The organism is Dehalococcoidia bacterium (genome assembly GCA_041653995.1).
Classification (GTDB): domain Bacteria; phylum Chloroflexota; class Dehalococcoidia; order GIF9; family UBA5629; genus CAIMUM01.
The window spans coordinates 756,697-779,716 of the sequence record JBAZEK010000001.1 but is presented as its reverse complement, the minus strand read 5'-3'; the positions used below and the strand labels follow the sequence as shown (position 1 = coordinate 779,716).

Genomic DNA, 23,020 nt, shown 5'->3' with positions numbered 1-23,020 from the left:
GGAATCAGGATGCGTCATAACTGTAATGTTCGCATGTAATTGCGGCTACGATCTGCTTTATTCTTATAGTCTGAGCAACCTCGCATTAATTGACACGATTACCGTGCTGAGTGTCATCAAGATCGCGCCAACTGCCGGTGTGAGCAGAATGCCAAATTCATACAGTGCGCCGGCAGCCAGTGGAATGGCGACTGCGTTATAACCGGTAGCCCAGACGAGGTTCTGCACCATTTTCCTGTAGGTTGCCTTCGCCAGGCCTATGATTGCTACCGTATCGAGGGGATTACTTCTCACCAGGATTATGTCTGCCGTCTCCACGGCAACATCAGTACCTGCGCCGATGGCGATGCCGACATCGGCTAATGCCAGAGCGGGAGCGTCGTTTACGCCGTCTCCCGTCATGGCGACCAACAGCCCTCTTGACTGGACTTCTTTCACCTTGGCTGCTTTTTGATCGGGCAGAACTTCCGCGAAATACTCATCAAGACCGATTTGCCCGGAAACCCACGCGGCTACCTGCCTGTTATCACCCGTAATCATCATGCATTTGATACCCATTTCTTTCAGCTTTGATATGGCTTCTTTGGATTCGGGGCGGATGATATCGGCCAGGACGATGGCGCCTGCCGGCTGTCCTCCGATAATCACGAATACCACGGTCTTGCCCTGAGAAAAAGCCGCGTCTATTCTTTCATCAGCGACCTGAATATTGTTTTCCCTCAAATAGCCCGAGCTGACAATTCTCACCATTTTTGAATTAACTATGGCCTCAGCTCCTTTTCCCGGTATGGATTTGAAATTCTCAACCGGGAATTTATCCCCGCTTGAAGCCGTGACTCCCCTGGCTATGGGATGCTCAGAGAAGGCTTCCACAGAGGCCGCATATGCGAGCAATTCTTTATCTGTGAATTCTGATTGTAAGATGATTGTATCTGTAACGCCGAACCTTCCTTCAGTCAGCGTGCCCGTCTTGTCAAACAAAATGGCCTGAATATTGCGCGCCTGTTCAAAGGCAAATCTATTTCGTATCAGAAGACCATTCCTGGCTGATATAGCGGTGGACACAGCGACAACCAGCGGCACAGCCAATCCAAGGGCATGTGGACAGCTTATTACCAGTACCGTTACCATTCGCTCAAGCGAGAAGGCGAAGTCCTCATTCATAATAATCAACCAGATGAAGATAGTTATTGCCCCGGCTGACAGGGCTATGATAGTCAACCATAAGGCGGCACGATTGGCTAAATCCTGCGTCCTGGACCTGCTGTCCTGCGCATCTCTGACAAGTTTGACCACCTGCGAGAGGTAAGAATCCCTCCCGATTTTCTGAACCTCTATTAATAATCTTCCCTCACCGTTAATAGAGGCGCCTATCACTTTTGCCCCGGCCGACTTGGGAACCGGCGTGGATTCACCTGTAAGCATAGCTTCATTAAGGGAACTTTCTCCGTCCAATACAATTCCATCTGCAGGCACTTTTTCCCCGGGCTTAACTATCACCCTGTCCCCGGCCAGAAGTTGTTCGAGTGGTACGTCTTTCATGCCACCGTCCGGCATGATCTTATGGGCGTCAGCAGGCATGAGCCGTGCCAGTTCTTCCAGCGCTCTGGATGCACCCATAATGGACCGCATCTCAATCCAGTGACCGAGAAGCATGATGACCACCAGTGTAGCTAACTCCCAGAAAAACATTTCGCCTTTCAGACCGAACGCAACGGCACTGCTGTATACATAAGCTACGATAATGGCCAGGCCGATCAGGGTCATCATTCCCGGTTTTTTCGATTTAAGCTCTTCAAACAGGCCTTTGAGAAATGGGTAACCGCCATAGAAAAACACAACTGAGGACAATGCCCACAAGACGTATATATCTCCATTGAAGCGGAGTAAATTGCCCAGGCCGAGCAATTCCTGCAGAGCAGGTGAAAGCAGAAGGATGGGTATGGTTATGGCCAGAGATATCCAGAAACGCTGCTTGAAATCAGAGACCATTGAAGCGTGCTGCCCGCCATGCACCGGCGGCTTATCCTGTTCGGCCTGCATATGCATGGAATGCGAGGTCATATCCATGCCATGACGCCCACCCGTAATTGGAGACACCTGGTGGTCACCGTGGCTCATTCCCCTCATATCGTCACCTGATTGACCTTTTTCAGGCTATTCATTTTGATACTGAAAATGGGACGCAGGCAGTCACTACGTAGCGGGCAATTCCACCGGTTTGAACCCTCTCAGCCTGAGGGAGTTGGATACCACCGTGACCGAGCTGGCGGCCATGGCCAGCGCGGCCAGCATGGGATTGAGGAATCCGTAGCGGCCGAAGATGAACTGCAATCCCGGCGGGACGTTGCCCGCAGAGAAGAAGGGATACAATATGCCGGCCGCCACGGGTATAAGTATTACGTTGTAAGCGAAGGCCCAGAACAGGTTCTGCTTGATCGTGCTCATAGTGCGCCTGCTCAGCGAGATTGCTGTGACGATGCCTCCCAGGTCGCCCCTCATGAGCGTGATGTCCCCCGTCTCCATTGCCACGTCCGTTCCCGTGCCCATGGCGATGCCGATATCGGACTGGGCCAGCGCAGGAGCGTCGTTGATGCCGTCCCCAACCATGGCCACCACCTGGCCCTCCTGCTGCAATTTTAACACTGCGGACGACTTGTTTTCAGGCAGCACGTCGGCGATTATGCCGTCTATGCCGGCCTGCCCTGCGATGTAACCGGCGGCACGCGCGTTGTCGCCCGTCAGCATCACAACGCGCAAGCCCATGTTTTTTAGGGCGGCCACAGCCGCCGCGGCTTCGCGCTTAAGCGTGTCCGCCAGGGCGAGCACCGCCGCTATCCTCCCGTCGATGCTGAGGAAAAGCACGGTTTTTCCCTGGTTCCACATGGTTTCGGCGGCGCCCTGGGCGGCGCTGATATCGATACCCCTGTCCTGCATCAGCATGCTGTTGCCGATAGTAACCTTGCGGCCGTCCACGCCCGCGTCGATGCCCAGCCCGGGCAGAGCCTGGAAAGTCTGCGGCGAGGGCACTTCGATGCCCCTTTCACGGGCGGATCTTACAATATTCTGCGCCAGCGGATGCTCTGAGTTGCGCTCCGCCGCCGCGGCCAGCCGCAGGGCCTCTTCCTCCGCAAAAGGTGGGAAGGCCTTGATATCGGTCAGTCGGGGACGTCCCTGCGTGAGCGTGCCGGTCTTATCGAGCATCACCGTGGTTATTTTGTGCGTGCGCTCCAGCGCCTCCCCGTTCTTGATGAGTATCCCGTACTGGGCGCCCTTGCCCGTGCCCACTATGATGGCGGTGGGCGTGGCCAGCCCCAGCGCGCAGGGGCAGGCGATGATCAGGACGGCCACGAAATTGAGCAGGGCGTAGACGAAGGAGGGCTGCGGCCCGATGATAAGCCAGATCAGGAAAGTGACAATTGCGATGGCGATGACCGCCGGCACGAAATAGCCGGCTATGATATCGGCCAGCCGCTGGATGGGCGCCTTGCTTCCCTGCGCCTCATCGACCAGCCTGATGATCTGGGAGAGCACGGTGTCTTTGCCCACCCGGGTGGCCCTGAACTTGAAGCTGCCCGTCAGGTTGAGCGTCGCCCCGGTCACATTGTCGCCCGCCTTCTTTTCCACGGGCATGCTCTCGCCGGTCAGCATGGACTCGTCCACCGCCGAGTAGCCGTCGCTGACGATGCCGTCCACCGGCACCTTCTCGCCCGGCTTTACCAGTAAAAATTCGCCCACCGCCACCTGCTCCACCGGCACCTCGACCTCTTTCCCGTCCCGTACGGCGGTGGCCGTGTTGGGCCGCAGGCCGATCAGTTTTTTAATGGCCTCGGAAGTCTGACCTTTGGCGCGTGATTCCAGGAAGCGCCCCATCAGTATCAGCGCTATGATCATGGAGGAGGTGTCGAAGTACAGCCCGTGTCCCATGCCCGCCGAGGAGAAGAAATGCGGGAAGAGCACCACCGCGGTGCTGTAGAGGTAGGCCGCCGATGTGCCCACGGCGATCAGTGTGTTCATGTCCGCCGCGCCGTGCTTGAGAGCGCCCCAGGCGCCCCTATAGAAGCGCAGGCCGGCCCAGAACTGAACAGGGGTGGCCAGTGCCCACAGCAGGTAGGGTTTCCAGTCATAGTCCAGCAGGCCGGTCATGCTCAGCAGCATGACCACGGCGGCGATGCATAACGAAAATATGAACTGTGTGCGGAGCTGCGAGATCTCGCGCAGAGACGCCGCGTCCTCCCTGCCCTGCTCCGCCGTGACCACCTCTATCCCGTATCCGGCGTCGGTAACGGCGCGCAGCATGGCGGCGGTGTCGGCCTTCCCCGTGTGCTCCACTACAGCGCGGTTTGATGCCAGGTTCACCGCCACCGAGACCACGCCGGGCAGGTCACGCAGCGACTTCTCGACGCGGGAGACGCAGGATGCGCAGGACATCCCGCTCACGGAGAAAGTGGTTTTCACCGTCGACGTATCGGCATTAGCGGGCATCACAACTCCAGGTGCTGTTCCCAGACGCCGTGCTGGGTGCAGTAGCTGAAGGAGAAGATGTGTTTGAACTCGGACGAGTCGATCTCGAAGGCATACACCGGCCGGCCCTTCTCAGGCTTGTATACCTCTCTTCCCAGGTCGAGGATATGGCCGTCTTTTTTAACGCCGAAGGCCTGTATCCAGACTATATAGTGTTCGGCCGTATTGGGGTGGGACGCCTCCCTGCCGACGACGATCTCCACCAGGTCCTTGCCCATCTTGCCCTGTCCCTTCATCATCTCGATGCTCGGGATGTGTTTCTCCTTGCCCTCAGAGGTGCGTCCTTTGGCCAGGTCACTGAAGTGGACGATCTTGCCCGGTTTCTCTCTCTTGACCACGCGCTGGGCCACCAGCCTGGAATCCAGCGTACCCTGGCCGCCGCACTCGGGCGTATAGCAGGTGACGTCGCTGAAGGCGCATTTGACCAGGCAGCTGGGGCAGGGGTCGGGCGGCCTGGGCGACTCGATAACGAAGTTACATTTTTCACACATCCAGTAAGTCATGGCCGGTTCTCCTGTTCGATTTTATTTATAGCCGTTCTCGCGGTGTTTTTGTGCTATGGCCTCAGCCAGCGCATCGAGAGCCGCGAAATCGTTCTCCGACGGGCTGCCCTTGATATATACGGGCGGGAGTACTTCGGGTTTGATATTGGTCAGCATGCCGGTGATCTGTTCGATGGTGCGGCCGCCCCAGCCGAAGGAGCCGATGATGGTGGCGAATTTCAGGTTGGGACGCAGCGCGTTGGCCAGGAAAGTCACATTGGCCGCCAGCGGATGCGCTCCGCCCAGCACCGTGCAGGTCGCCAGTATCAAAGTGGCGGAGTCCACCAGTGCGATGGCGATCTTGCCGGGATCCGCCACCGTCAGGTCGAACTGCCTGACGTTCACGCCGCGTGCGATAAGCGCCCCCACCATGTGGTCAACCATATCTTTTGTGCTGCCGTGCATGGAGACGTAGGGCAGCAGCACCATGTTGGCGGGCTCGTCGTACACCCAGTGCTTATAGGATTCCAGTATAAATTCCGACCTGTCGTAGACCGGCCCGTGGCTGGGAGCGATGATGTCGATGGCGTAGCCCTTGAGCCGCTCCATGTTCTTCTTGATGTTGGTCCTGAACGGCATCATGATCTCGCCGAAGTATCTCTTGGCGGACTCATATACCTGGCCTTCGTCCTGGACGTAGAGGGCGGACTGCGCCAGGTGGGAGCCGAAGAAGTCGCAGGAGAAAAGGACTTTATCCTCGTGCAGGTAGGATACCATGGTCTCCGGCCAGTGCACCCAGGGCGCATGGATGAACTCCAAGGTCTTATCGCCCAAAGATAGACTCTCGCCGTCGTTGACCGTCGTTATGACGCCCTCGTCCAGGTGCAGAAGGTCGATCAGCATACCCTTGCATTTGGGTGTGCAGACTACCTTAGCCTCAGGGTACAGGTCCAGGACCAGGGGGATGCTGCCCGCATGGTCCTGCTCGGCATGGTTGCAGATGACATAATCGATCTGCTCCACCTTGAGATCGTCCAGGTTTCCTGTGAGCACGCTGTCCATGGCGGGATCGACCGTATCCACCAGGGCGGTTTTCTTACTGCCGCGCACCAGATAGGAGTTGTAGCTTGTGCCGTCCGGCAGCGGTATGAGCGAATCGAACAGGCGGCGGTCCCAGTCAATGGCGCCCACCGGATCGATGCCGGGCCTGATCTGCGGCCTTTTCATGCTGACCTCCTCTAAAGCTTTTTAAACTGGCTCTTCTCCGCTCCGCATACGGGGCAGGTCCAATCGTCAGGGATGTCTTCGAACCTGGTGCCGGGCTTGACGCCGCCGTCCGGGTCGCCTTTCTCGGGATCGTAAATATAACCGCAAACGTTGCACTGATATTTGTCCATAGTCGCTTTATCCTCCTTTTTATCCGCAATAAAACTGGGCGCCGTCCTGGGAGTGGTGCCCCGTTTGACCTGCTGATAATACGCGTAGGTGATCGGCTCGCCTTCCTTGATTACATCGGCGTCTATGATCTGGCCCACGAAGATGGTGTGCGTATGGACGTCGAGCTGCGCTATCACCTTCGCCTCGATATAGGCCAGGGAGTTGTCCAGGACGACCGGCGCGCCGCTCTGCCCGGTTTTATAGTTTACGCCGGAGAACTTGTCGACATCGCGGCCGCTTTTGAATCCGAATCCGCCGATGAAGTTGAGCGGCGTTTCCCTGGCGAGTATAGACGCCGTGAAAACCTTGCTGGCGGATATGTATTCGTGCGTGAGGTTGCTGCGGTTGATCACGGCCTGTATGACCTGAGGTTCCGAACAAACCTGAATGACCGTGTTGGCGATCTGTCCGTTGATCCTATCGCCCTTCATGGACGACACGACGAACAGTCCGTAGGTCAGGGAATAGAGTGCTTTGGAGTTCATGCTGTATGTTTCACCTCCCCGATATATAAAATGATTATGCGCCGTCCAGCAGATGGTGTTCCGTGCGTGTGAACCAGCCCACGGGATCGCTGATGTACTCCTTGTAATCGACCAGCGCCAGGTAGTGTCCCTGCTCTTCGGCGGAAAGGTCCTTGAAAAACCCCTTTTCGTCCGGGGAAGAGGCTTTGTCCGCCCTTTCCCTGTAATAGTCGCGTGACTTGATCTCCATATCTATGGCTGTATCGGCCGAGCCTATCTCCGCTTTTGTCCCCGCCGGTTTGGCCGACTCCTTGATCAGGCGGGAAAAGAGCGTACCCAGCTTTATCGGTTTGGGGGGCTTGACGCCTGATGACGGCCAGCCTTTCTGGGACGAAATCGCGGCGAAGATCTGCTCGAAACGTTTGTAGTGAAGATCCTCCTGCTCCGCCAGCCAGAAGTAAAGGTCCTTCCCCACCCTGTTGCTGCTCTCCCGCGCCGCCAGCGTATAGTACTTTTTCCCGTCCAGCTCCATGCGCAGCGCGTATTTCAGCGCCTCTACGATGGTCTCATGGCCGTCTTTCATATGCATCCTCCTCTCTTCAGCCCATTATAGCAACTTTATTATATGCGAAAGTAATAAAAGTCACATAGGGCCGAAACGCTGAAGGAAATAAGGAAGGCCGGCCTTTAAAGGCCGGCCTGTAGAGATCCTGAGTGTTGACTGTTCAGCGTGCTATTTTTTCCAGCGCTTTGAGCTGTGTGTCCATGCCCTTGCCGTGGAGCTTGATCCTGATGGGCTCGCCGTTTCCGTATTTCCTGTAGACCCGGCAGACCTCGCAGATGCTGGTGTCCTTGCCGGTTGCCCCGCGGTCGTCCAGCTTGCAGTAAGTGCCCTCGATCTCCCAGCAGGGGAGGAACTGGTACATGGTGGACGGGCACTCCGCCTTTATCATCTCGGGACAATGGCACTTCTCCCAGCAGGGCTGCTTGTCAGCCCAGAAATTGAACCCCGCTACTCCCTGTGCCGTTTGAGTGTTCTGGACTTTTTCCATTGTTTCAGCCATTGTCATATCCTCCTTTGTTGTTTATATCCTTTTTCCTTACGCTACTAATTTAACATGCGCAAAACGCGCCGCCATCCGTCGTGAGGCTTAATTTAAATTTGCGCACAAGCGCATATATGGGTAAAAAGGATTAGCTGGAAATGCTTAATTTCATCCTGCCGTTGATTTGGCCTGCCGCCGCTTTTGGGGCACAATAACAACGGACCGCTATTAAAAGGTATATTGTAAGGATTAGCCCCGGGTGTTCAACAGCTCTGCTCTCGGCAAAAGTCCGCTGTATGTATCGCTTGGTGTGTTGATATTGATAACGGCCTGCCTGCCGTCCGGCGCCTTCGACAATGGATACGAGATACGCCGCGCCGCCGCGCCTTATGCCCTGAACGTGCCGGCCTGGGAGCTGCGTAATTCGCTCTCCCCTGTAGAGTCCGGCACGAATACCGTCATGCGCACGCTGGACGCGGACATAGAGCGTGCGCTGGCGCAGCAGGGGATAGCGGCAGTGCCGCCGGTCAGGTACAGGTTCGAGCAGCCACCTCTGCTGCTGGTGGTATCGCCCAGGGAAAGCATATTATATTTAGATCGCCAGTTGCTGCAGCCCGCTATGGATTTAGCCCGGATAGAGGAGCTGGAGAACAGCATTACGGAGCTGGGTCTGTCCGCGCTGGTGGTTAAGATCGGCGGCTTCGGCGCGGCTTATCCCGCCGTCGTTTCGCCTTCACTGCCTGTGAAAAACATGGTCGAGGCGGCTGTGGAAGAGTGGGCGCACCAGTACCTGGCCCTTAGACCGCTGGGTTTTCGCTATCTCTTGGATTGTCTGGGCTTCGCGCAGGAACCCGGCGTGATAACCATGAACGAGACGCTGGCCGGGATGATCGCCGACGAGATCGGGTCCATCGTATACAGCCATTACGCTGAAACCGCAGCCCCGCAACAAAACAGCCGGCCTGATGACGGGTTTGATTTCGCGGCCGAGATGCGTACGACGCGGCGGCAGGTGGACGGGCTGCTGGCCGCCGGAGAGGTGCAGCAGGCTGAAACATACATGAATGGGCGCCGCGCCTTTTTCGAGTCCCACGGCTATTACATCAGGAAGCTGAACCAGGCCTACTTCGCCTTTCATGGCATCTACGGGCAGGACCCCGGCTCGGCCGGCCCGATCTACTCTCAGATGACCAGGCTGAGAGAGGCGTCGAGCTCGCTGTCGGAGTTCGTTGACCGCGTGTCCGCCATGACCGGACCCGCCGCCCTGCAAGAGGCTGTCGATAGCCTGCCGCGTTGAAATTCAGCTTTGACGAAGCCGAAAAGCGGGCATTCAGGCAGACGGTTCTGCTATACTTTAAGCAGCCATGAATACTTCGTCTCTATACGCGCGACCATGTTCAGAGTAGATCTGAACTGGGACGACAACGAGGTCCTGCCCGACAAACTGAGGCCGGACGTTGAGTTCCTTTTCAAGCGCATGAGCAGCGCCACACTGGAGATGGTCGACCCCCATCCCGGCGAGCGCATACTCGATATCGGCTGCGGCCGCGCCATCGACATCGTCAACATGTCGGCCTCCGGCGCCGAGCTGATCGGCGTGGAGCCCTCGTTCACCATGCTGTCGCACGCGCGAGAGACACTCAAGCTGGACGGATACAACACCGCCGTGCTGCAGGGCATCGGGGAGAGCATCCCCGTCGTGCCCGGCTCCATCGACAAGGTGCTATGCAAGGGCGCGCTGGACCATTTCTCCGACCCCGGCCGGGCCCTGGAGGAGATAGCCATGACCGTCAAGCCGGGTGGTAGGGCGGTGATAGCCATCGCCAACTTCGAGAGCATGGGATTCAAGGTGGGCAAGCTGATTTTCGGCCTCAGGAAGCTGCTGGGGATCAAGAACCCGTACAAGCGTCTGCCCTGGGAGCTGCCGCCCGACCACACTTATAAATTCGACTACAGGACGCTGATGCAGATGGCGGGACGCTACATGATGGTGGAGAAAGTTACGGGCGTATCGATGCTCTGCTGCACGCCGGGCTGGGGCGATATGCTGGCCGCTCTGCCGGCGGGGCTTACCCGCTTTATCGTTTATTCATTAGATGGGCTGTCGCGCGTTTTCCCCATGTTGAGCGATGTGCTCGTGATAAGGTGCGTGCCGCGCCGTTTACAGGGCGCTGCGCCGCAGGTGGTACCGGTAGTGACGGGCCAGCGCTCGTGAAGCTCTCTCAGGTGTAGGGAAAGCCAGGATACCGTCGTTCTGTAGCTCCTGGATAATCTCTGATCCGTGCGGACCGGTCAGCACACACACCAGCGGCTTGTCAGGATGCCTGGAGATCATCCCATTGAGAATCACTCTGGTCTGGCTGCTTACCATGCTGTTCGGGACGATTTGTATGAACATCCAGCCACCGAAGGTTCTGTCCGACAGCAGTATCTCCATGATGACGTCGATGGAACGCGGCACCGATTCAGAGCCCATCACCATCGGCCAGTAGTCCACAGGGTTTCCCACGCCCAGCCAGGATGGCGCCAGTTTACTGATCTGCTCACGTGAGGTTGATGATGGTGCCGGGGTAAGCAGATCCGTTCCCTGCATGGCGTCCATGGCCATGATGGCAGCTCCGCCGCTGAAGGTGGCAACGCAGATATTGGGGTTGGTCAGCGCGGGCAGCATATAGAGGGCGCGTGTGACGTCCAACATCTCCTCCAGGCTGTCCACACTGATTATCCCTGCCTGACTGAAGGCGGCATCCCATATCTCGGTGATGCCGGCCAGCGATCCTGTATGCGATTGAGCGGCTTTCACGGCCTGCCTGCTCCTGCCTGTTTTCAGTGCCACGATGGGTTTGTGGCGGGATACACGCCGGGCGGTATCGATGAAACGGCGGGGATCAGGCATGCCCTCGATGTGCAGAGCTATGACTTTCACCTGCGGGTCCTGCTCGAAGTATTCCAGGCAGTCAGCGAAGTCCACGTTGCATATATTGCCTACATCGATGCCTTTACCAACGAACCTGAACTCGGATACCCCGTTGAAGATGCCCCCCGTCTGGCTGACCAGGCCGACCGGGCTGGCCTGCATGGATACCCTGGCGAAGGCGGAGCAGAATTTATGGAAGTAGTTGGCGCTGCCGAAGCTGTTGGGTCCCAGCACCCTGCATCCTGTGGCAGCTGCGATTTCCTTTATCTCGCCGAACAGCCGGTTGCCCTCCTCATCCCCCGCGTCATTGAAGCCCTGCGTTAATATGCTGACGCACCTGATACCGCGTGCCGCGCAATCCCTGATATGTTGCGGCACCCGTGAGCGGGGCGTGGAAATAACCGCCAGGTCGACCGGGTCAGGTATGTCGTTGATCGAGGCGTAGGCTTTGACGCCCGCGATCTCGGAGGCGTTGGGATTGACGGGGTAGAGGCGTCCGCTGTAACCGTAGTTGAGCAGGTTCTCCAGCGCGTTGTATGTACCGGGCCCCGTTTTTCTGGAAAGGCCTATAATGGCGATCGAGTCCGGCTCGAAAAAGGATTTGAGCCCCCGGACGTTATCCATGGGCAAGAAGTATAGCAGATTATTCCATACTTAACGATGCATGAGACGGCGCATCGGGCCTGCTACCTGGTCATGACGAATATCTCGACGGCGGCGATGGCCAGCGTAATGATAATTATGAAGACCATAAGCGCGGGAGAGTTTATCTCGCGTTTGAGTATGCCCGGCTTGTCCATTTCTTCGGATATCTGCTCCACCTCTTCGGCGCACTTGCAGCAGTAGGTTTTGCCCAGCAGCGTTGCGCTGCACTCGTCGCAGACGGGCTGCTGGCAGCGCCAGCATACGCCGGCGCCCCGCCGGTCGGGATGGTTGTAGCAGGCGAACTCGGGACGTATTTTCGTGTTTTCGTCGTCCATTGAGATGATTATACGGTGATGCACATAAAAAATAAAGGGGTTGTTGAATCGTCATTGCGAGGAGAGTAGCGACGAAGCAATCTTGTACGTGATTGCGTGTGCACAGGATTGCCACGCCCTTCGGGCTCGCAATGACGTGGAGAAAATGGGTGCAATGACGTGGTAAAAAAGCGCTCGCAATGACATAATACTATGCATATTATGTGCGGGGCTTTGTAAGGAGGTACACGATGGAGCTGGAGCTGAGACGGGAAGGAGCAACAGTCGCTCTGGTCATCGCGGGCAATGAGCTGGGGAAGCTGTATTTTCCTTTGAGAAGTGGCGGCCGATGGATGCAGCCGGAGAAGGTCGTAATAGGCCCGGGCAACGTTATCACAGCTTCATATGGGCATGCGGAGCTGACGGACCGCCTCACGTTCAGTGAAGGGCTGATCAAGGTGGAAAGGAGCTGGAAAATTTTGCGCAAGGGAAGCTGGCAATTGGGCTTCGGCTATCGCCCTTCCACTCAACTGGAGCAGTGGATCGTGCCGTCCATTATGTACGATAAAAACACCATGGGCACGGGACGCTACCCGCGCGGCGGAGTCGAGGCCGGCTGGTCGTTCCGTGAGGACAGGATACCCGTGCCCTCCTGCTCCATCCTGCACGACGGCTCGAACTGGCAGGCGGTGTTCACGCAGCCGGCCGGGGACGGGTCCGTTATATCCAGCGTCAAAACATATCCGAGTGCGGGAGGTCCCGCTTTCGAAATCAGGGTGCCCTACTGCGAGGAGCCGCGCACCTATACGGAGAAGGGCATCTTCATCGGCGGATTGAGCGGCAGGACCGAGAGATTATTTAAAGTAAGCAAAGTCCCCTTCGAGTATTCGCGCACCTTCTATATCGCCTATGGCTGTTGCTCACATATCGGCGAGATATTCATGAGGCTGGCGGAGCTTGCCCTGGGTGAGTTCGCGGCTCCCGGAGCAAAAGTCACTGGTGTCGACTGGTCTAAAATAGCCGCGCTTAAGTTCAACCATCTGCGCTATCTGCTGATCGACGATGGACGCATGACGGCCGTCAAGATGGGCAGGGGCAACGGCCTGTTTCAATCCTTCTACGAGTACACCGCCGGGTCGTTCCTGGTCAAAGGGCTGGAGGCCGCCACCATCTTTGCGCGCCTTGGAAAGGAGGTCGGCAACAGCAGGTATACGGATATAGCGGAGAGGATCGGGGATTTCTTCCTGGCGGGAGCATTGCCCAACGGCTTGCACCGCGACTGCTACTCGCTTAAAGACGGACGCTGGGGCGGATACCTGGGCGTGGGCACGCCTCCCGAGCTGCAGGAAGGGGCCAACGCCCGCTGCAACGGCGAGGTCATGTACAACTATTTAAGGCTGTACAGGCTGCTGAAAGACGCCGGTCGTGAGAAACCGGATTTCCTTGAGCTGGTTGAGAAAAACGCCGCTTTCTATATCGGACACCAGCTGCGGGGCGAGCAGGAGGGCAGCTTCGGCCGCTGGCGGGACATATCGGGCGTACCCATGAACACGCTGGGCACCAACGGCGCCTACATTATCAGCCTGCTGGTCGAGCTGGAGAAAACGGCGGGCAAACGTGACGATATCGACCGTGCTCTGGAGAAGGCCGGCAAGTATTATGCCTCCCTGATCGATAAAGGCGCATTCTACGCCGATACGCTGGACGCCGACTGCGTGGACAAAGAGGCCGGAATTGCTCTGCTAAAGGCTTTTCTCGACCTGTATGAAAGATCGCACGATAAATTCCATCTTCGCTATGCCGGATTGGCTGCGGGATTCGTCCTGAGCTGGATGTATACCTATAATGTCGCCTTCGATCCGAGCAGTCCTCTGGGCAGACGGGATTTCAAAACGCAGGGCATGACGTCCGTCTCGGTGGCCCATCACCACCTTGATTTCTACGGATTCAGTATAGCCTGCGATTTCCTCAGGCTGTGGCGGGCCACAGGCGACGAGGTCTGGAAGAAGTGTGCCCTGGCAATGATCGGCGCCTGCGGACAACTCATCTCAAGCCCGAGGGACCTGCTGGGGAAAGGCAGCGATTTCCTGGGCTGGCAGCCTGAGCAGGTGAACCAGACCAATTGGGACTACAAGCACAGGATACTGGGCACAAAGGGACGCTTTCATACCTGCGTGGCCTGGACCGTGGTGCTCACGCTGGGCGCCATGCTGGATATCCGGCAGAGGTTCCCCGATATCCTCGATTTTAAGTTTTAGCGGCGATGCCTTTTTTGGCCTCCATCTCGGCGATGCCCGCCAGTATCTCCTTGTATCGCTGCTCCGTAATGGGGTAGAAATACAGGAATACGGCGGCCAGCAGGAACAGCCCGGCCGATATGGGACCCAGGAAGAGGGTGATGGCCAGTTGCGAGCTGGCGGACTGAGGCATGATATTGGGCACGTAGCCCATGCCCTCCAGCACCATGCCCATCAGGAAAATGGCCATGGCCTGTCCGATCTTGAGCCCCCAGGTCCAGATGCCGAAGAAGGCGCCCTCGCGGCGCTCTCCGGTGCACAGATAGTCGTATTCGATAGCATCGGAAACGATGGCGAAGGGCATGGCGTATAGCAGCCCGAAGCCCGTGCCGGCGAAGAACATCATGACCAGGGTAAATGTCACGCCCATGGTTTCTCCGAAGATGAAGATGATCATCAGCATGACGGCCATGACGACGAACCCTATGCCGTAGACCCGCTTCTTGCCCATCCGCTTGCTCATGGCCACGCTGACCGGTATGAAGATCATGCCGGTTACGATCAATATCACCATGGCGAAGGTGGTGGCGCCCTCGTCGCCCAGTATGTACTTGAAGTAGTAGATCACGATGGCGCTGGCCACCGTGATACCCAGTATATGGACGATGTAGGTCGCCAGGATCAGCAGGTAGGGCTTGTTCTTGAACACAGCTTTGTAGGTATCAACGAAGCCCAGGGACTGGGCCGGATGGACCCTGGCCGGTTCCTTGACCGAGAAGACGGTGACCAGGGCGGATATCAGCATCACGCCGCCGAAGATGAGCCCCAGCAGCACGAAGCCCTGGTTTTTATCCGGGGCCATGGCCACGATGGGCAGCGCCGCGCCCGCGCCCAGCAGCGTTCCCACAGCCGCGAAGCCGAAGCGGTAGCCGTTGAGCGAGGTCCTCTCGTGATAGTCGGCGGTCAGCTCGGGTCCCAGTGCACAATAGGGTATGTTGACCGTGGAATAGGCCGTGCAGAGGATGACATAGACCACCATGGCGTAGAAGAAGAGCGTCATCTGGCTCACTCCCGCGCCGGCGATCAGCGAGGGGTTGGTAAACATCAGCACCACGGCGACGAACAGCGGGATCGAAGCGCCCAGCATATAGGGCCGGCGGCGCCCCATTTTATTTTTAGTCCTGTCGGAGATGAAGCCGATCACGGGGTCGTAGAATGCGTCCCAGATGCGCCCGACCATGAGGGCGATGCCGGCCAGCCCTGCAGCCAGCCCGACCGTGTCGGTGAGGTAGTTCATCAGCACGAAGGCCGTGGCCGTGAAGAACAGGTTGCCTCCGAAGTCGCAGGCCCCGTATCCGAGCTTGGTACCGAGCGGCAGTTTTTTATCTTCCATTTTCATCCCCTTATATTATTTCAGCGGTCATCCCCGGCAGGCGCCGGGCGCAAAGGCCGGATATATCTCCGTCAAACGCGGACGACTTCAATGCCCAGGAAATCGCAGGCATCCTCGATGGGCATTGTATAGTCCCCGTGGACCTGGCTGGCATGGTGCGTGAATCCCTCTTCCACCAGCGTCATATAGAGCCCGTCCAGGTCGGGCACCTTGACCCAGCTCCATGAGCCCCTCAGGCGCTGGGCCGATTCCACGATCTCTCCCGTCGTGACCAGCATCTTGAATTCGCCGTCCAGTTCCGTCAGGCGGCACAACGTCACGACGCCGGGCTTGAGCTGGAACTCGGCTGTTCCCATCGCGCGTTCCTTACCCAGCGGCTTGCTCAGTATGCTGTGCGGGTGTATGGCTATCCCCTGCGCCCTGCAGGCCAGCGAGGGAGGCGCGTTGCCGCAGTGCCAGGAGAGGAAGAGGTTCTTTTTGGTCTGGTGCCGGATGGTCCAGTCTATAAAATGCGGCCGCGCCGCTTTAAAGGAGGCCAGGTTCTGTATCAGCATGGTCAGCGCGCCGTAAACGTCCACCTCGCAGGCCGTCATCAGGCCGCTGTCGGTCACGCGTCCCAGGGCATAGCAGGCCGAGATGCCGTAGGCTTCCTGTATGGCGGTCCAGCACTGGACAGCCAGGGCCGACAGCCCTTTCTCGTCGGCGAATTGTTTAAGAGCCAACTGCAGCCCCGCTATCGTCCTGACCTTTTCGGGCTTGACGCCCGAGAGGTCGATCTCCTTTTTCATCGCGCCGATTATATTCTTGAGCTCGGGGGCGTTCTCCTTGAGCTTCTCCAGGCGCAGCATGATATCCAGTATGGATGTCGGCACCACCCTCTGGTTGAAGTTGTTCAGCAGCGCGTCTTCGTTGCTGATGCAGGTCTCGAAGCGCTCCGGCCGGGGACCCACCAGGCCGATGCGCGCCCCCATGAAACCTTTGACGATGGAGCAGACGGCCATGAAATTCTCTATGTCCGCTCTGAAGCTTGCTTCCTCGGGGAAAAGTATGCCGCTGAAAAGGAAGGGAATCTTCCTGCGGTGCAGCCCGGAGGATACCGCCAGCGTGCCGCAGAACGAGTCCGACCTGCGCCCGCCGTCGGCGGTGAAATCCCCCTCCTTGGTGCCGAAAAGCAATAAGGGGACGTTGCGGAAGGCTGAAGCCACGGCCAGCGCCGACACCTCGTCCCCGAAGGTCATGGTGCCGATGACCAGCCCGTCTATTTTACGTTCCCGGAATAGCTTAATGGCCTTGTCGGCGTCGCCGTCGTCGCGCACCAGGCCTCCCTTTGTCAGCTTCGCGTGGGGAACTATGACTTCGAGGCCTTTGATACGGGCCAGGGCGGCCAGGCACCTTTTGCGCATGTTCACCGCCCAGTCATCGTCGAACGGCTCACGATGGGCGGGCACGAAACCTATCTTAATATCTTCCATCTGACGCAACTGCCTGTGCCGGGCCTCGTTCCGTCCGCCTGGCGGCGGCCGGTGATAATTGTGAATCATACTATATAAGATACCGCCCGTTGTCAATGGTCATATCATCCTGCTTGACAACGCTTATGCTAACTTCTATCATGGCTGGCGATCCGGCATCGAATATGGAGGTAAGATTATGAGCGGCATGTTGATAGCAGTCATAATTATCGCGGCGCTGGCCGCAGCCTACATCATCCTGGTGATGAGCTTAAGAGATCGCCAGCTCAATCTCAAGTTCGATTTCGACAAGCTGAAGCAGGCCCCTCTGCGCTTCGGCAAGGATTTTCTATGGGGCAGCGCCACGGCCTCCCACCAGATCGAGGGCGGCTGCGACAACAACAACTGGTTCCAGTTCGAGTCCGCCGTGAACGAGCAGGGCCAACCGCGCATACTCGAGGGCCAGAAGGCAGGTGTGTGCTGCGATGCCTGGAACCGCTACAAAGAGGACGTGCGGTTGATGAAGGACATCGGCCTCAACTCCTACCGATTCTCAGTGGAGTGGAGCAAGATCGAGCCCAGGCCGGGTGAGTTCGACGAAGCCGTGCTGGACCACTATGTGAAGGAAGTGGACGAGATGCTGGCCAACGGCATCGAGCCCATGGTCACGCTGCACCACTTCACCAATCCCATCTGGTTCGAGGACAAAGGCGCTTTTCTGCAGGACGATTCGCCCGCCGTATTCACGCGCTTCGCCGAACGCGTCGTGCGGAAGCTGGCGCCCAAGGTGAAATTCTGGTGCACTATCAACGAGCCGGCCATCTATGCCGTGCTGAGCTATTTCAGCGCCGAGTTCCCGCCGGCGCGCACGGACGCCAAACAGGCGGCCGTCGTCTATCGCAACCAGCTGCTGGCGCATGTGGAATGCTATAACGTGATAAAGAAGATCAGGCCGGACGCGCAGGTGGGGCTGGTGGTGCACGTGGCGCTGTTCGATCCGCCGCACCAGTGGAACCTGCTGGACCTGCTGATCGCGCGCATGCTCAACAACAACATGAACAACTCGCACTTCACGTTCCTGGTTGACGGGAACTTCAAATTCACCCTGCCGGGGGTTGTCGACGAAAGATACCGGGGCGCGCAGAAGGACACCTTCGATTTCGTGGGGCTCAACTATTACACCAACCACTACCGCGTCTTCAGGCCCTTCAACAAAGAGCAGTTCCTCGAGATCACCAAAGTGCCCAAAGAGGAGCTGACCGATATGGGATGGACCGTCTACCCGGAGGGGCTGTACCGCGCTCTCAAACTCATAGCATCCTACACGTCCAAGCCCATCTACATCACCGAGAACGGCATCGCCGACGCCGCCGATACCAAGCGGGGCAAGTATATCGAGGACCACCTGCTGGTGATCAACAAGGCCATCGCGGACGGCATCGACGTGCGGGGCTACATGTACTGGAGCCTGATGGACAACTTCGAATGGGCCCACGGCTTCAAGGCCAGGTTCGGCCTGTACCATGTGGACTTCGACACCTGCAAGCGCACCCTCTACCAGGGCAGCCGCAAATACACCGAGATAATCAAGGCCGCTTCGAAGGCTACTTAGACGGCTTGTAGATCACCGGGTAGCCGGTGATCTCGGCTATCCTGCGGTACTGCGGCTCCAGCGATTTATGGGTCTTGAGGTATACGTCCTCGTACAGCGCCTGGTAGACGCGGTGGCTGGCCGGGTCCGGCTGGAAGGTCTTGCCCTTCTTGACCATCGAGTCCACCGCCTCCTTGAAAGAGCCGAACATGCCCGTGCCCACGGCCGCGTCGATAGCGGCGCCCAGCGCGCAGATCTCGGAGGTGCCCATGCGCGAGACGGGCAGGTTGAAGAGGTCGGCGGCGATCTGCACGGCCACGTCGCTCTTGGAGCCTCCCCCGCCCACGCGTATCTCCTTGACGGGGATGCCCGTCTTCCTGCGCGTTTCCTCGTACATGCGCTTCAATTCGTAGCCGATGCCCTCCAGTATGGCGCGGTAGATGTGGGCGCGCGTATGCACTTCTCCGAAGCCGATGATGCAGCCTTTGGCGTACTTGTCGTAGATCATGGGCGTCCAGTAGGGCTGCAGCATCAGCCCCAGCGAACCGGGCGGTATCTTGCTGATCACCTCGTCCAGCACAACCTCCGGCTCGACGCCGCGCTTCTCCGCCTCCAGCGCCTCGCGGTGTCCGAACTCCTGCTTGAACCAGGTCACCATCCAGAATCCCCGGAAGATGAACATCTCCAGGTTCCAGGCGTTGGGCAGGGCCGAGGGCCAGGTATAGAACTTCATATGCTTCTCGGAGATGTACTTATAGCTGATCACCTCCATGCAGGTGGCCGTGCCGTAGCTGATCACGGCGATGGAGGGGTCGATGGCGCCCGCGCCCAGCAGCTCCGACTGCTTGTCCCCCGCGCCCACCACCACGGGCAGCCCCTCGGGCAGTCCCGTCTCCTCGGCGGCCTTTTTGGTGACATGTCCCAGCACGGTATCGGGAGGGAAGAGGTCCACGCAGTGCTCCCTTTTGACCGCCAGAGTCTCGTAGGCCAGGTCCAGGGCGTGCCATTTGAGCGCCTTGTAGTCCATGGGCCAGGCGCCCACCATCATGCCCAGCGAGTCCTTGAACTCGCCAGTGATCTTCTTGACCAGCCAGCCGGAGATCTGCAGGAACTTGTAGGTATTCTTATATATCTCGGGCTCGTGCTGCTGTATCCAGAGGAACTTGGACTCGCGGTGCGCCTTGTCCATGGCGTCCCCCAGCCCCATGGCGCTGAATATCAGGCGCGCTTTGGCGCTGATGGGCGGTGCGTTCTCTGTGACGCGCTGGTCCAGCCAGATGATGGCCGGGCGCAGCGGGTTGCCCTCGCGGTCCACGGGGAAGGAGGCCGACCGCTGGGTGGTGATGCCCAGTCCCGTGATCTCGTCGGCCGGTATCTTGGCTTTGGCCATCACGCCTTTAGTACAAAAGCACAATTTGTCCCAGTAGTCCTGCGAGTTCTGCTCGGCCCAGCCGGGCTGCAGCGAGAAATAGGGCTCGTGCTCGGCCTGCTCGATGGCCACCTGGTTGCCCTGACGGTCGAAGATCACCGCGCGCACGCTCTGCGTGCCCGAATCGATCGCGATCACATATTTTTTCTCAGCCATGTCAACCTCCTTTTTTTATCATGTCATTGCGCCCTTTATTGCCCTGTCATTGCAGCTTTATATCCCCGTCATTGCGAGGAGCCGCAGGCGACGCGGCAATCTGCTGTTGCCGCGGTTCCCGACACAAGATTGCCACGCTTCGCTCGCAATGACAGTTTAATAATTTGCGCTCGCAATGACCAACGTTTCATTCCAACTCCGGCTCCCAGGTCGGGTCGTATTTCTTATAATAGTCGAAGAACTCCTCCCTGTGCTTACCCGCCTTCTTGACCAGCTCCTGCGGGTCGAGGTAGCCCATCTCGATCATGATATCCTCCAGCTTGAGCAAGCTCTGCTCATAGGGCGGGCATCCGCCCAGGAAGCGGTCCAGGCCGGCCAGCTGCATGGCGTTGCGCAGCTCCAGCAGGTCGCCTCCCGTAGCCAGGGCGCATTCGCCCAGGAAGAAAGTATGTCGCATATCGGTCCTTAGTTTGGGCGGGATCTTGGGGTCGACGCCCACGATCAACGAGGTGCGCTGCGGCGCTTTGGCCAGCGTGCCCGCCGCCAGGGCGGCCATCAGCCAGCAGGCCCAGCAGGCGCCGCCGATGTAGATATCGATATTGGGATAGACGCCCGTCAGCAGGCTGTCGATGGGCATGGTATAGGTGGCGGGAAGCTGGAACTTCTTTTTGACCGAGGCTATGGTCTCGCCGGCGACCTCGATCATGAAGGGGTTGCTCACGCCCAGTCCGTCGTGCCCGGCCAGCCTGGTGGTATTGACCACCAGCGGGTTGTCGATGCCCATGAGCATGGAGGCGACGGAGTCCAGCGCCACGCAGTCGTAACCGGCCATGATCACGCCCATCTCCACGGGCGTGCCGCCCTCTCCCGCGCCCATGCCTTCCATGGCCAGCAGTCCGTCCAGCAGAGCCAGGTCCGGCTTGCGTATCTTGCTGATATCGACCATATGCTGGTGCATGTCGTCGCGGTGCGAATAGTACCTGCCGCGCTCGTCCAGCAGCCCCTGCAGGTTCTTGATAGACAGCGTCACCATGGTCATGGTGTGCGTCTTCATGGCGGGCAGGTTGATGAAGCAGTCGGCGTCCAGCACTACTTTGGGGTAATTGACCCGGTGCAGGGCGACTCCTCCCTTGATATCGACTTCCACTTTTTCGGCGTCCTCGACGCCCATGACTTCGCCGCCCGCCTCCTCCACCTCGCGTTTGATGCCCAGCATGCGCATGATCTCCAGCGTGTTGAATCCGCGGCTGAGTCCGCAGGGCGTAGCCGCAGGCCTGACGCGTTTCATCAGCGTGCCCACGCTCACGCCCTCGATCACGGTCACGCGTTTGGCGCCGGCCTCGCGCGCCAGTCTGACCATGCTGGAGATGACGCGGCGGTCCACCGAGATGGGCGGCGGGTAGGGCGCGAAGAGGTTGGGCTTGATCACGACGTGGCTGCCCTTCTTGATGATCGGCTTGAGGCCGCCCGCCAGGTCGACGGCGCTGCGGACCATTCTGTCTATCTCCTGTCTGTCGGGAGGGAATTTTCCTTTGACTATAGATACGACCGGTTTATCGCTCACTTGACTGCTCCTTTAGGTGGGTTTCTTTTATCCAGAATGATGCGGGCCATCTCGGCGAATCCGTGTCCGCCTTTTTTACGCGTAATATACCTGGGCGGATGTTTCATGCGTGAAATAAAATGCCTGATGTTGGCCACTCCCACTGTCAGCTCCAGCGCCTCGAACATCGGCTCGTCGTTGGGTGAGTCCCCGGCGAAGAGCATGCATCTACGGGCCTCCTCCCATTTCATTGCGAACCTTTCCTTTAAAAATAGTTTAGCCGTGGACAGCTTGTTGTAGTCGCCGAACCAGCCGTTGACGTGTATGGAGCTGATTTTGTGGGTGGCCCCGTGTTCCGCGAAGATACGGCAGATCTCATCGATCTCGTCCTCGCTCAGCGGTTTTACGTCCTCGCAGAAGTCGATGGCCAGGTCGAACAGCCTGAAGGGCTGGTCGGAGGCCAGGCCGGCGGCAGGCACCTTTTGCAGCACCTCGTTTTTAATAGCCTCGAGCTCGCGGCGTTTATCGGCGATCTCCTGCGGGCTGAATATATAGCGCCGGCGCAGCTTGCCCGCCTTGTGGTCGTAGAAGTAATAGAAGGCGCCGTTCTCGCCCACGATGCCGTCCACCGGCCACATGCGCGCGAAATGGTCGCACCAGCCGGCCGGGCGTCCGGTGAGGGGCACTGTGATCAGTCCCGCCTCGCGCAGGTCATACAGCGCCTGGAAGGCCGACGGCACCATCTTCCCCTCGTGAGTGAAGGTGTCGTCGATGTCGAAGAGTATGCCGCGTAAGCGGGAGCATTCCGCAGATGTAATAGTCGCGATATTTTTCATGAGCAACGTTGCCGGCCGGCGCGGTTAATAGATTACAACAGCAGCAGCACCGGGACGATAATGGCCACCAGTCCGGTGACGAGCACTACCAGCATGAAGAGGTTGTAGCGCATGTTGTAATTACCGAGCAACGACGGGTCGTAGTAGCCGTCCACTCCCTGGTCTTTGTACATCTTAAGCAGGCCGTCTATCAGCTTTTGCCTGTTCTGCTTGCCCTTGATGATGCCGATCTCCGCCACCAGGTTGATCACGATCACCAGGACGATGAAGGTGAAGAAGACGATCCACTGCGTGGCATCCTTGTCGCCGGAGCTGGCCACGCCTGAGTTGACGGCCAGTGTGATCAGGTTGAGAAGAATAGAAGCGAGTATGAATATGATGTCCGTCTTGGTGTTCTGCTCGAGTTCCGCGATTATATGGGTGTGCACTTTTTCGATCATTTCTTCACCTTCCTGTCGCGGAAACTATTAATTGGTCCGATGTCTTCGTCCGCTCGTTTGATTGTAGCATACATTCCGGTTCAGCTACTATTGCCGTTCGAGTTAAGCCGGGTTG

19 protein-coding genes are annotated in these 23,020 nt (G+C 58.1%); 4 read left to right on the top strand and 15 right to left on the bottom strand.

Annotated features, from left to right (window positions below; genetic code table 11):
- Positions 1 to 63 precede the first annotated feature (63 nt).
- The 7 genes from WC359_03785 to WC359_03755 all read right to left on the bottom strand — a co-directional run bounded on the left by WC359_03785 (position 64) and on the right by WC359_03755 (position 7,971).
- Positions 64 to 2,049, bottom strand: coding sequence for a copper-translocating P-type ATPase (locus tag WC359_03785; protein MFA5399537.1), 1,986 nt, complete (start codon positions 2,047 to 2,049; stop codon positions 64 to 66).
- A 147-nt stretch (positions 2,050 to 2,196) separates the two neighbouring features.
- On the bottom strand, positions 2,197 to 4,485 hold the full coding sequence (locus tag WC359_03780) for a heavy metal translocating P-type ATPase (GenBank protein ID MFA5399536.1): 2,289 nt from the start codon (positions 4,483 to 4,485) through the stop codon (positions 2,197 to 2,199).
- A complete protein-coding gene (locus WC359_03775; GenBank protein ID MFA5399535.1) occupies positions 4,485 to 4,862 on the bottom strand; it encodes a desulfoferrodoxin family protein in 378 nt (125 codons plus the stop codon). Before WC359_03775 ends, WC359_03780 begins: the two co-directional genes overlap by 1 nt.
- Before the next feature lie 186 nt (positions 4,863 to 5,048).
- Entirely contained in the window at positions 5,049 to 6,233 is a 1,185-nt protein-coding gene (locus tag WC359_03770) for an FprA family A-type flavoprotein (GenBank protein MFA5399534.1), read from the bottom strand.
- Positions 6,234 to 6,244: 11 nt separating this feature from the next.
- Entirely contained in the window at positions 6,245 to 6,928 is a 684-nt protein-coding gene (locus tag WC359_03765) for a flavin reductase (protein ID MFA5399533.1), read from the bottom strand.
- A gap of 34 nt (positions 6,929 to 6,962) precedes the next feature.
- Positions 6,963 to 7,490 (bottom strand): ferritin family protein, encoded by a 528-nt coding sequence (locus WC359_03760; GenBank protein MFA5399532.1) that lies wholly within the window; start codon positions 7,488 to 7,490, stop codon positions 6,963 to 6,965.
- A 142-nt stretch (positions 7,491 to 7,632) separates the two neighbouring features.
- Positions 7,633 to 7,971 (bottom strand): hypothetical protein, encoded by a 339-nt coding sequence (locus WC359_03755; GenBank protein MFA5399531.1) that lies wholly within the window; start codon positions 7,969 to 7,971, stop codon positions 7,633 to 7,635.
- Positions 7,972 to 8,212: 241 nt separating this feature from the next.
- Here WC359_03755 and WC359_03750 point away from each other — a divergent pair, with 241 nt between their 5' ends.
- Positions 8,213 to 9,250 carry a hypothetical protein gene (locus tag WC359_03750; GenBank protein ID MFA5399530.1) on the top strand — a complete coding sequence of 346 codons (1,038 nt, stop codon included), beginning with the start codon at positions 8,213 to 8,215 and terminating at the stop codon, positions 9,248 to 9,250.
- Between the two features lie 9 nt (positions 9,251 to 9,259).
- The gene (locus WC359_03745; GenBank protein MFA5399529.1) at positions 9,260 to 10,168 is read left to right on the top strand and encodes a methyltransferase domain-containing protein; all 909 of its coding nucleotides are present in this window, start codon (positions 9,260 to 9,262) and stop codon (positions 10,166 to 10,168) included.
- Here the strand turns inward: WC359_03745 and WC359_03740 are convergent.
- Both WC359_03740 and WC359_03735 read right to left on the bottom strand, forming a co-directional pair.
- Positions 10,115 to 11,494, bottom strand: a complete 1,380-nt coding sequence (locus WC359_03740; protein MFA5399528.1) for a CoA-binding protein — start codon at positions 11,492 to 11,494, stop codon at positions 10,115 to 10,117. The two genes, WC359_03745 and WC359_03740, sit on opposite strands and share 54 nt — an antisense overlap.
- A gap of 62 nt (positions 11,495 to 11,556) precedes the next feature.
- Positions 11,557 to 11,850, bottom strand: coding sequence for a hypothetical protein (locus WC359_03735; protein MFA5399527.1), 294 nt, complete (start codon positions 11,848 to 11,850; stop codon positions 11,557 to 11,559).
- A 230-nt stretch (positions 11,851 to 12,080) separates the two neighbouring features.
- Here WC359_03735 and WC359_03730 point away from each other — a divergent pair, with 230 nt between their 5' ends.
- On the top strand, positions 12,081 to 14,087 hold the full coding sequence (locus WC359_03730) for a hypothetical protein (protein MFA5399526.1): 2,007 nt from the start codon (positions 12,081 to 12,083) through the stop codon (positions 14,085 to 14,087).
- Here WC359_03730 and WC359_03725 read toward each other — a convergent pair.
- Together WC359_03725 and WC359_03720 are read right to left on the bottom strand one after the other, a co-directional pair.
- Positions 14,077 to 15,459, bottom strand: a complete 1,383-nt coding sequence (locus WC359_03725) for an MFS transporter (protein ID MFA5399525.1) — start codon at positions 15,457 to 15,459, stop codon at positions 14,077 to 14,079. The two genes, WC359_03730 and WC359_03725, sit on opposite strands and share 11 nt — an antisense overlap.
- A gap of 71 nt (positions 15,460 to 15,530) precedes the next feature.
- Positions 15,531 to 16,931, bottom strand: a complete 1,401-nt coding sequence (locus tag WC359_03720; protein MFA5399524.1) for an L-fucose/L-arabinose isomerase family protein — start codon at positions 16,929 to 16,931, stop codon at positions 15,531 to 15,533.
- A gap of 178 nt (positions 16,932 to 17,109) precedes the next feature.
- Between WC359_03720 and WC359_03715 the strand changes: the two genes are divergently transcribed.
- The gene (locus tag WC359_03715; GenBank protein MFA5399523.1) at positions 17,110 to 18,522 is read left to right on the top strand and encodes a family 1 glycosylhydrolase; all 1,413 of its coding nucleotides are present in this window, start codon (positions 17,110 to 17,112) and stop codon (positions 18,520 to 18,522) included.
- Here WC359_03715 and WC359_03710 read toward each other — a convergent pair.
- The 4 genes from WC359_03710 to WC359_03695 form a co-directional block, all read right to left on the bottom strand.
- Positions 18,515 to 20,086 carry an FGGY-family carbohydrate kinase gene (locus WC359_03710; protein MFA5399522.1) on the bottom strand — a complete coding sequence of 524 codons (1,572 nt, stop codon included), beginning with the start codon at positions 20,084 to 20,086 and terminating at the stop codon, positions 18,515 to 18,517. The genes WC359_03715 and WC359_03710 overlap by 8 nt on opposite strands.
- A gap of 187 nt (positions 20,087 to 20,273) precedes the next feature.
- Positions 20,274 to 21,650 carry a DUF362 domain-containing protein gene (locus WC359_03705; protein MFA5399521.1) on the bottom strand — a complete coding sequence of 459 codons (1,377 nt, stop codon included), beginning with the start codon at positions 21,648 to 21,650 and terminating at the stop codon, positions 20,274 to 20,276.
- A complete protein-coding gene (locus tag WC359_03700; GenBank protein ID MFA5399520.1) occupies positions 21,647 to 22,465 on the bottom strand; it encodes an HAD-IIB family hydrolase in 819 nt (272 codons plus the stop codon). The genes WC359_03705 and WC359_03700 overlap by 4 nt, the downstream gene beginning before the upstream one ends.
- A 32-nt stretch (positions 22,466 to 22,497) precedes the next feature.
- Positions 22,498 to 22,905, bottom strand: coding sequence for a hypothetical protein (locus WC359_03695; protein MFA5399519.1), 408 nt, complete (start codon positions 22,903 to 22,905; stop codon positions 22,498 to 22,500).
- Positions 22,906 to 23,020 lie beyond the last annotated feature (115 nt).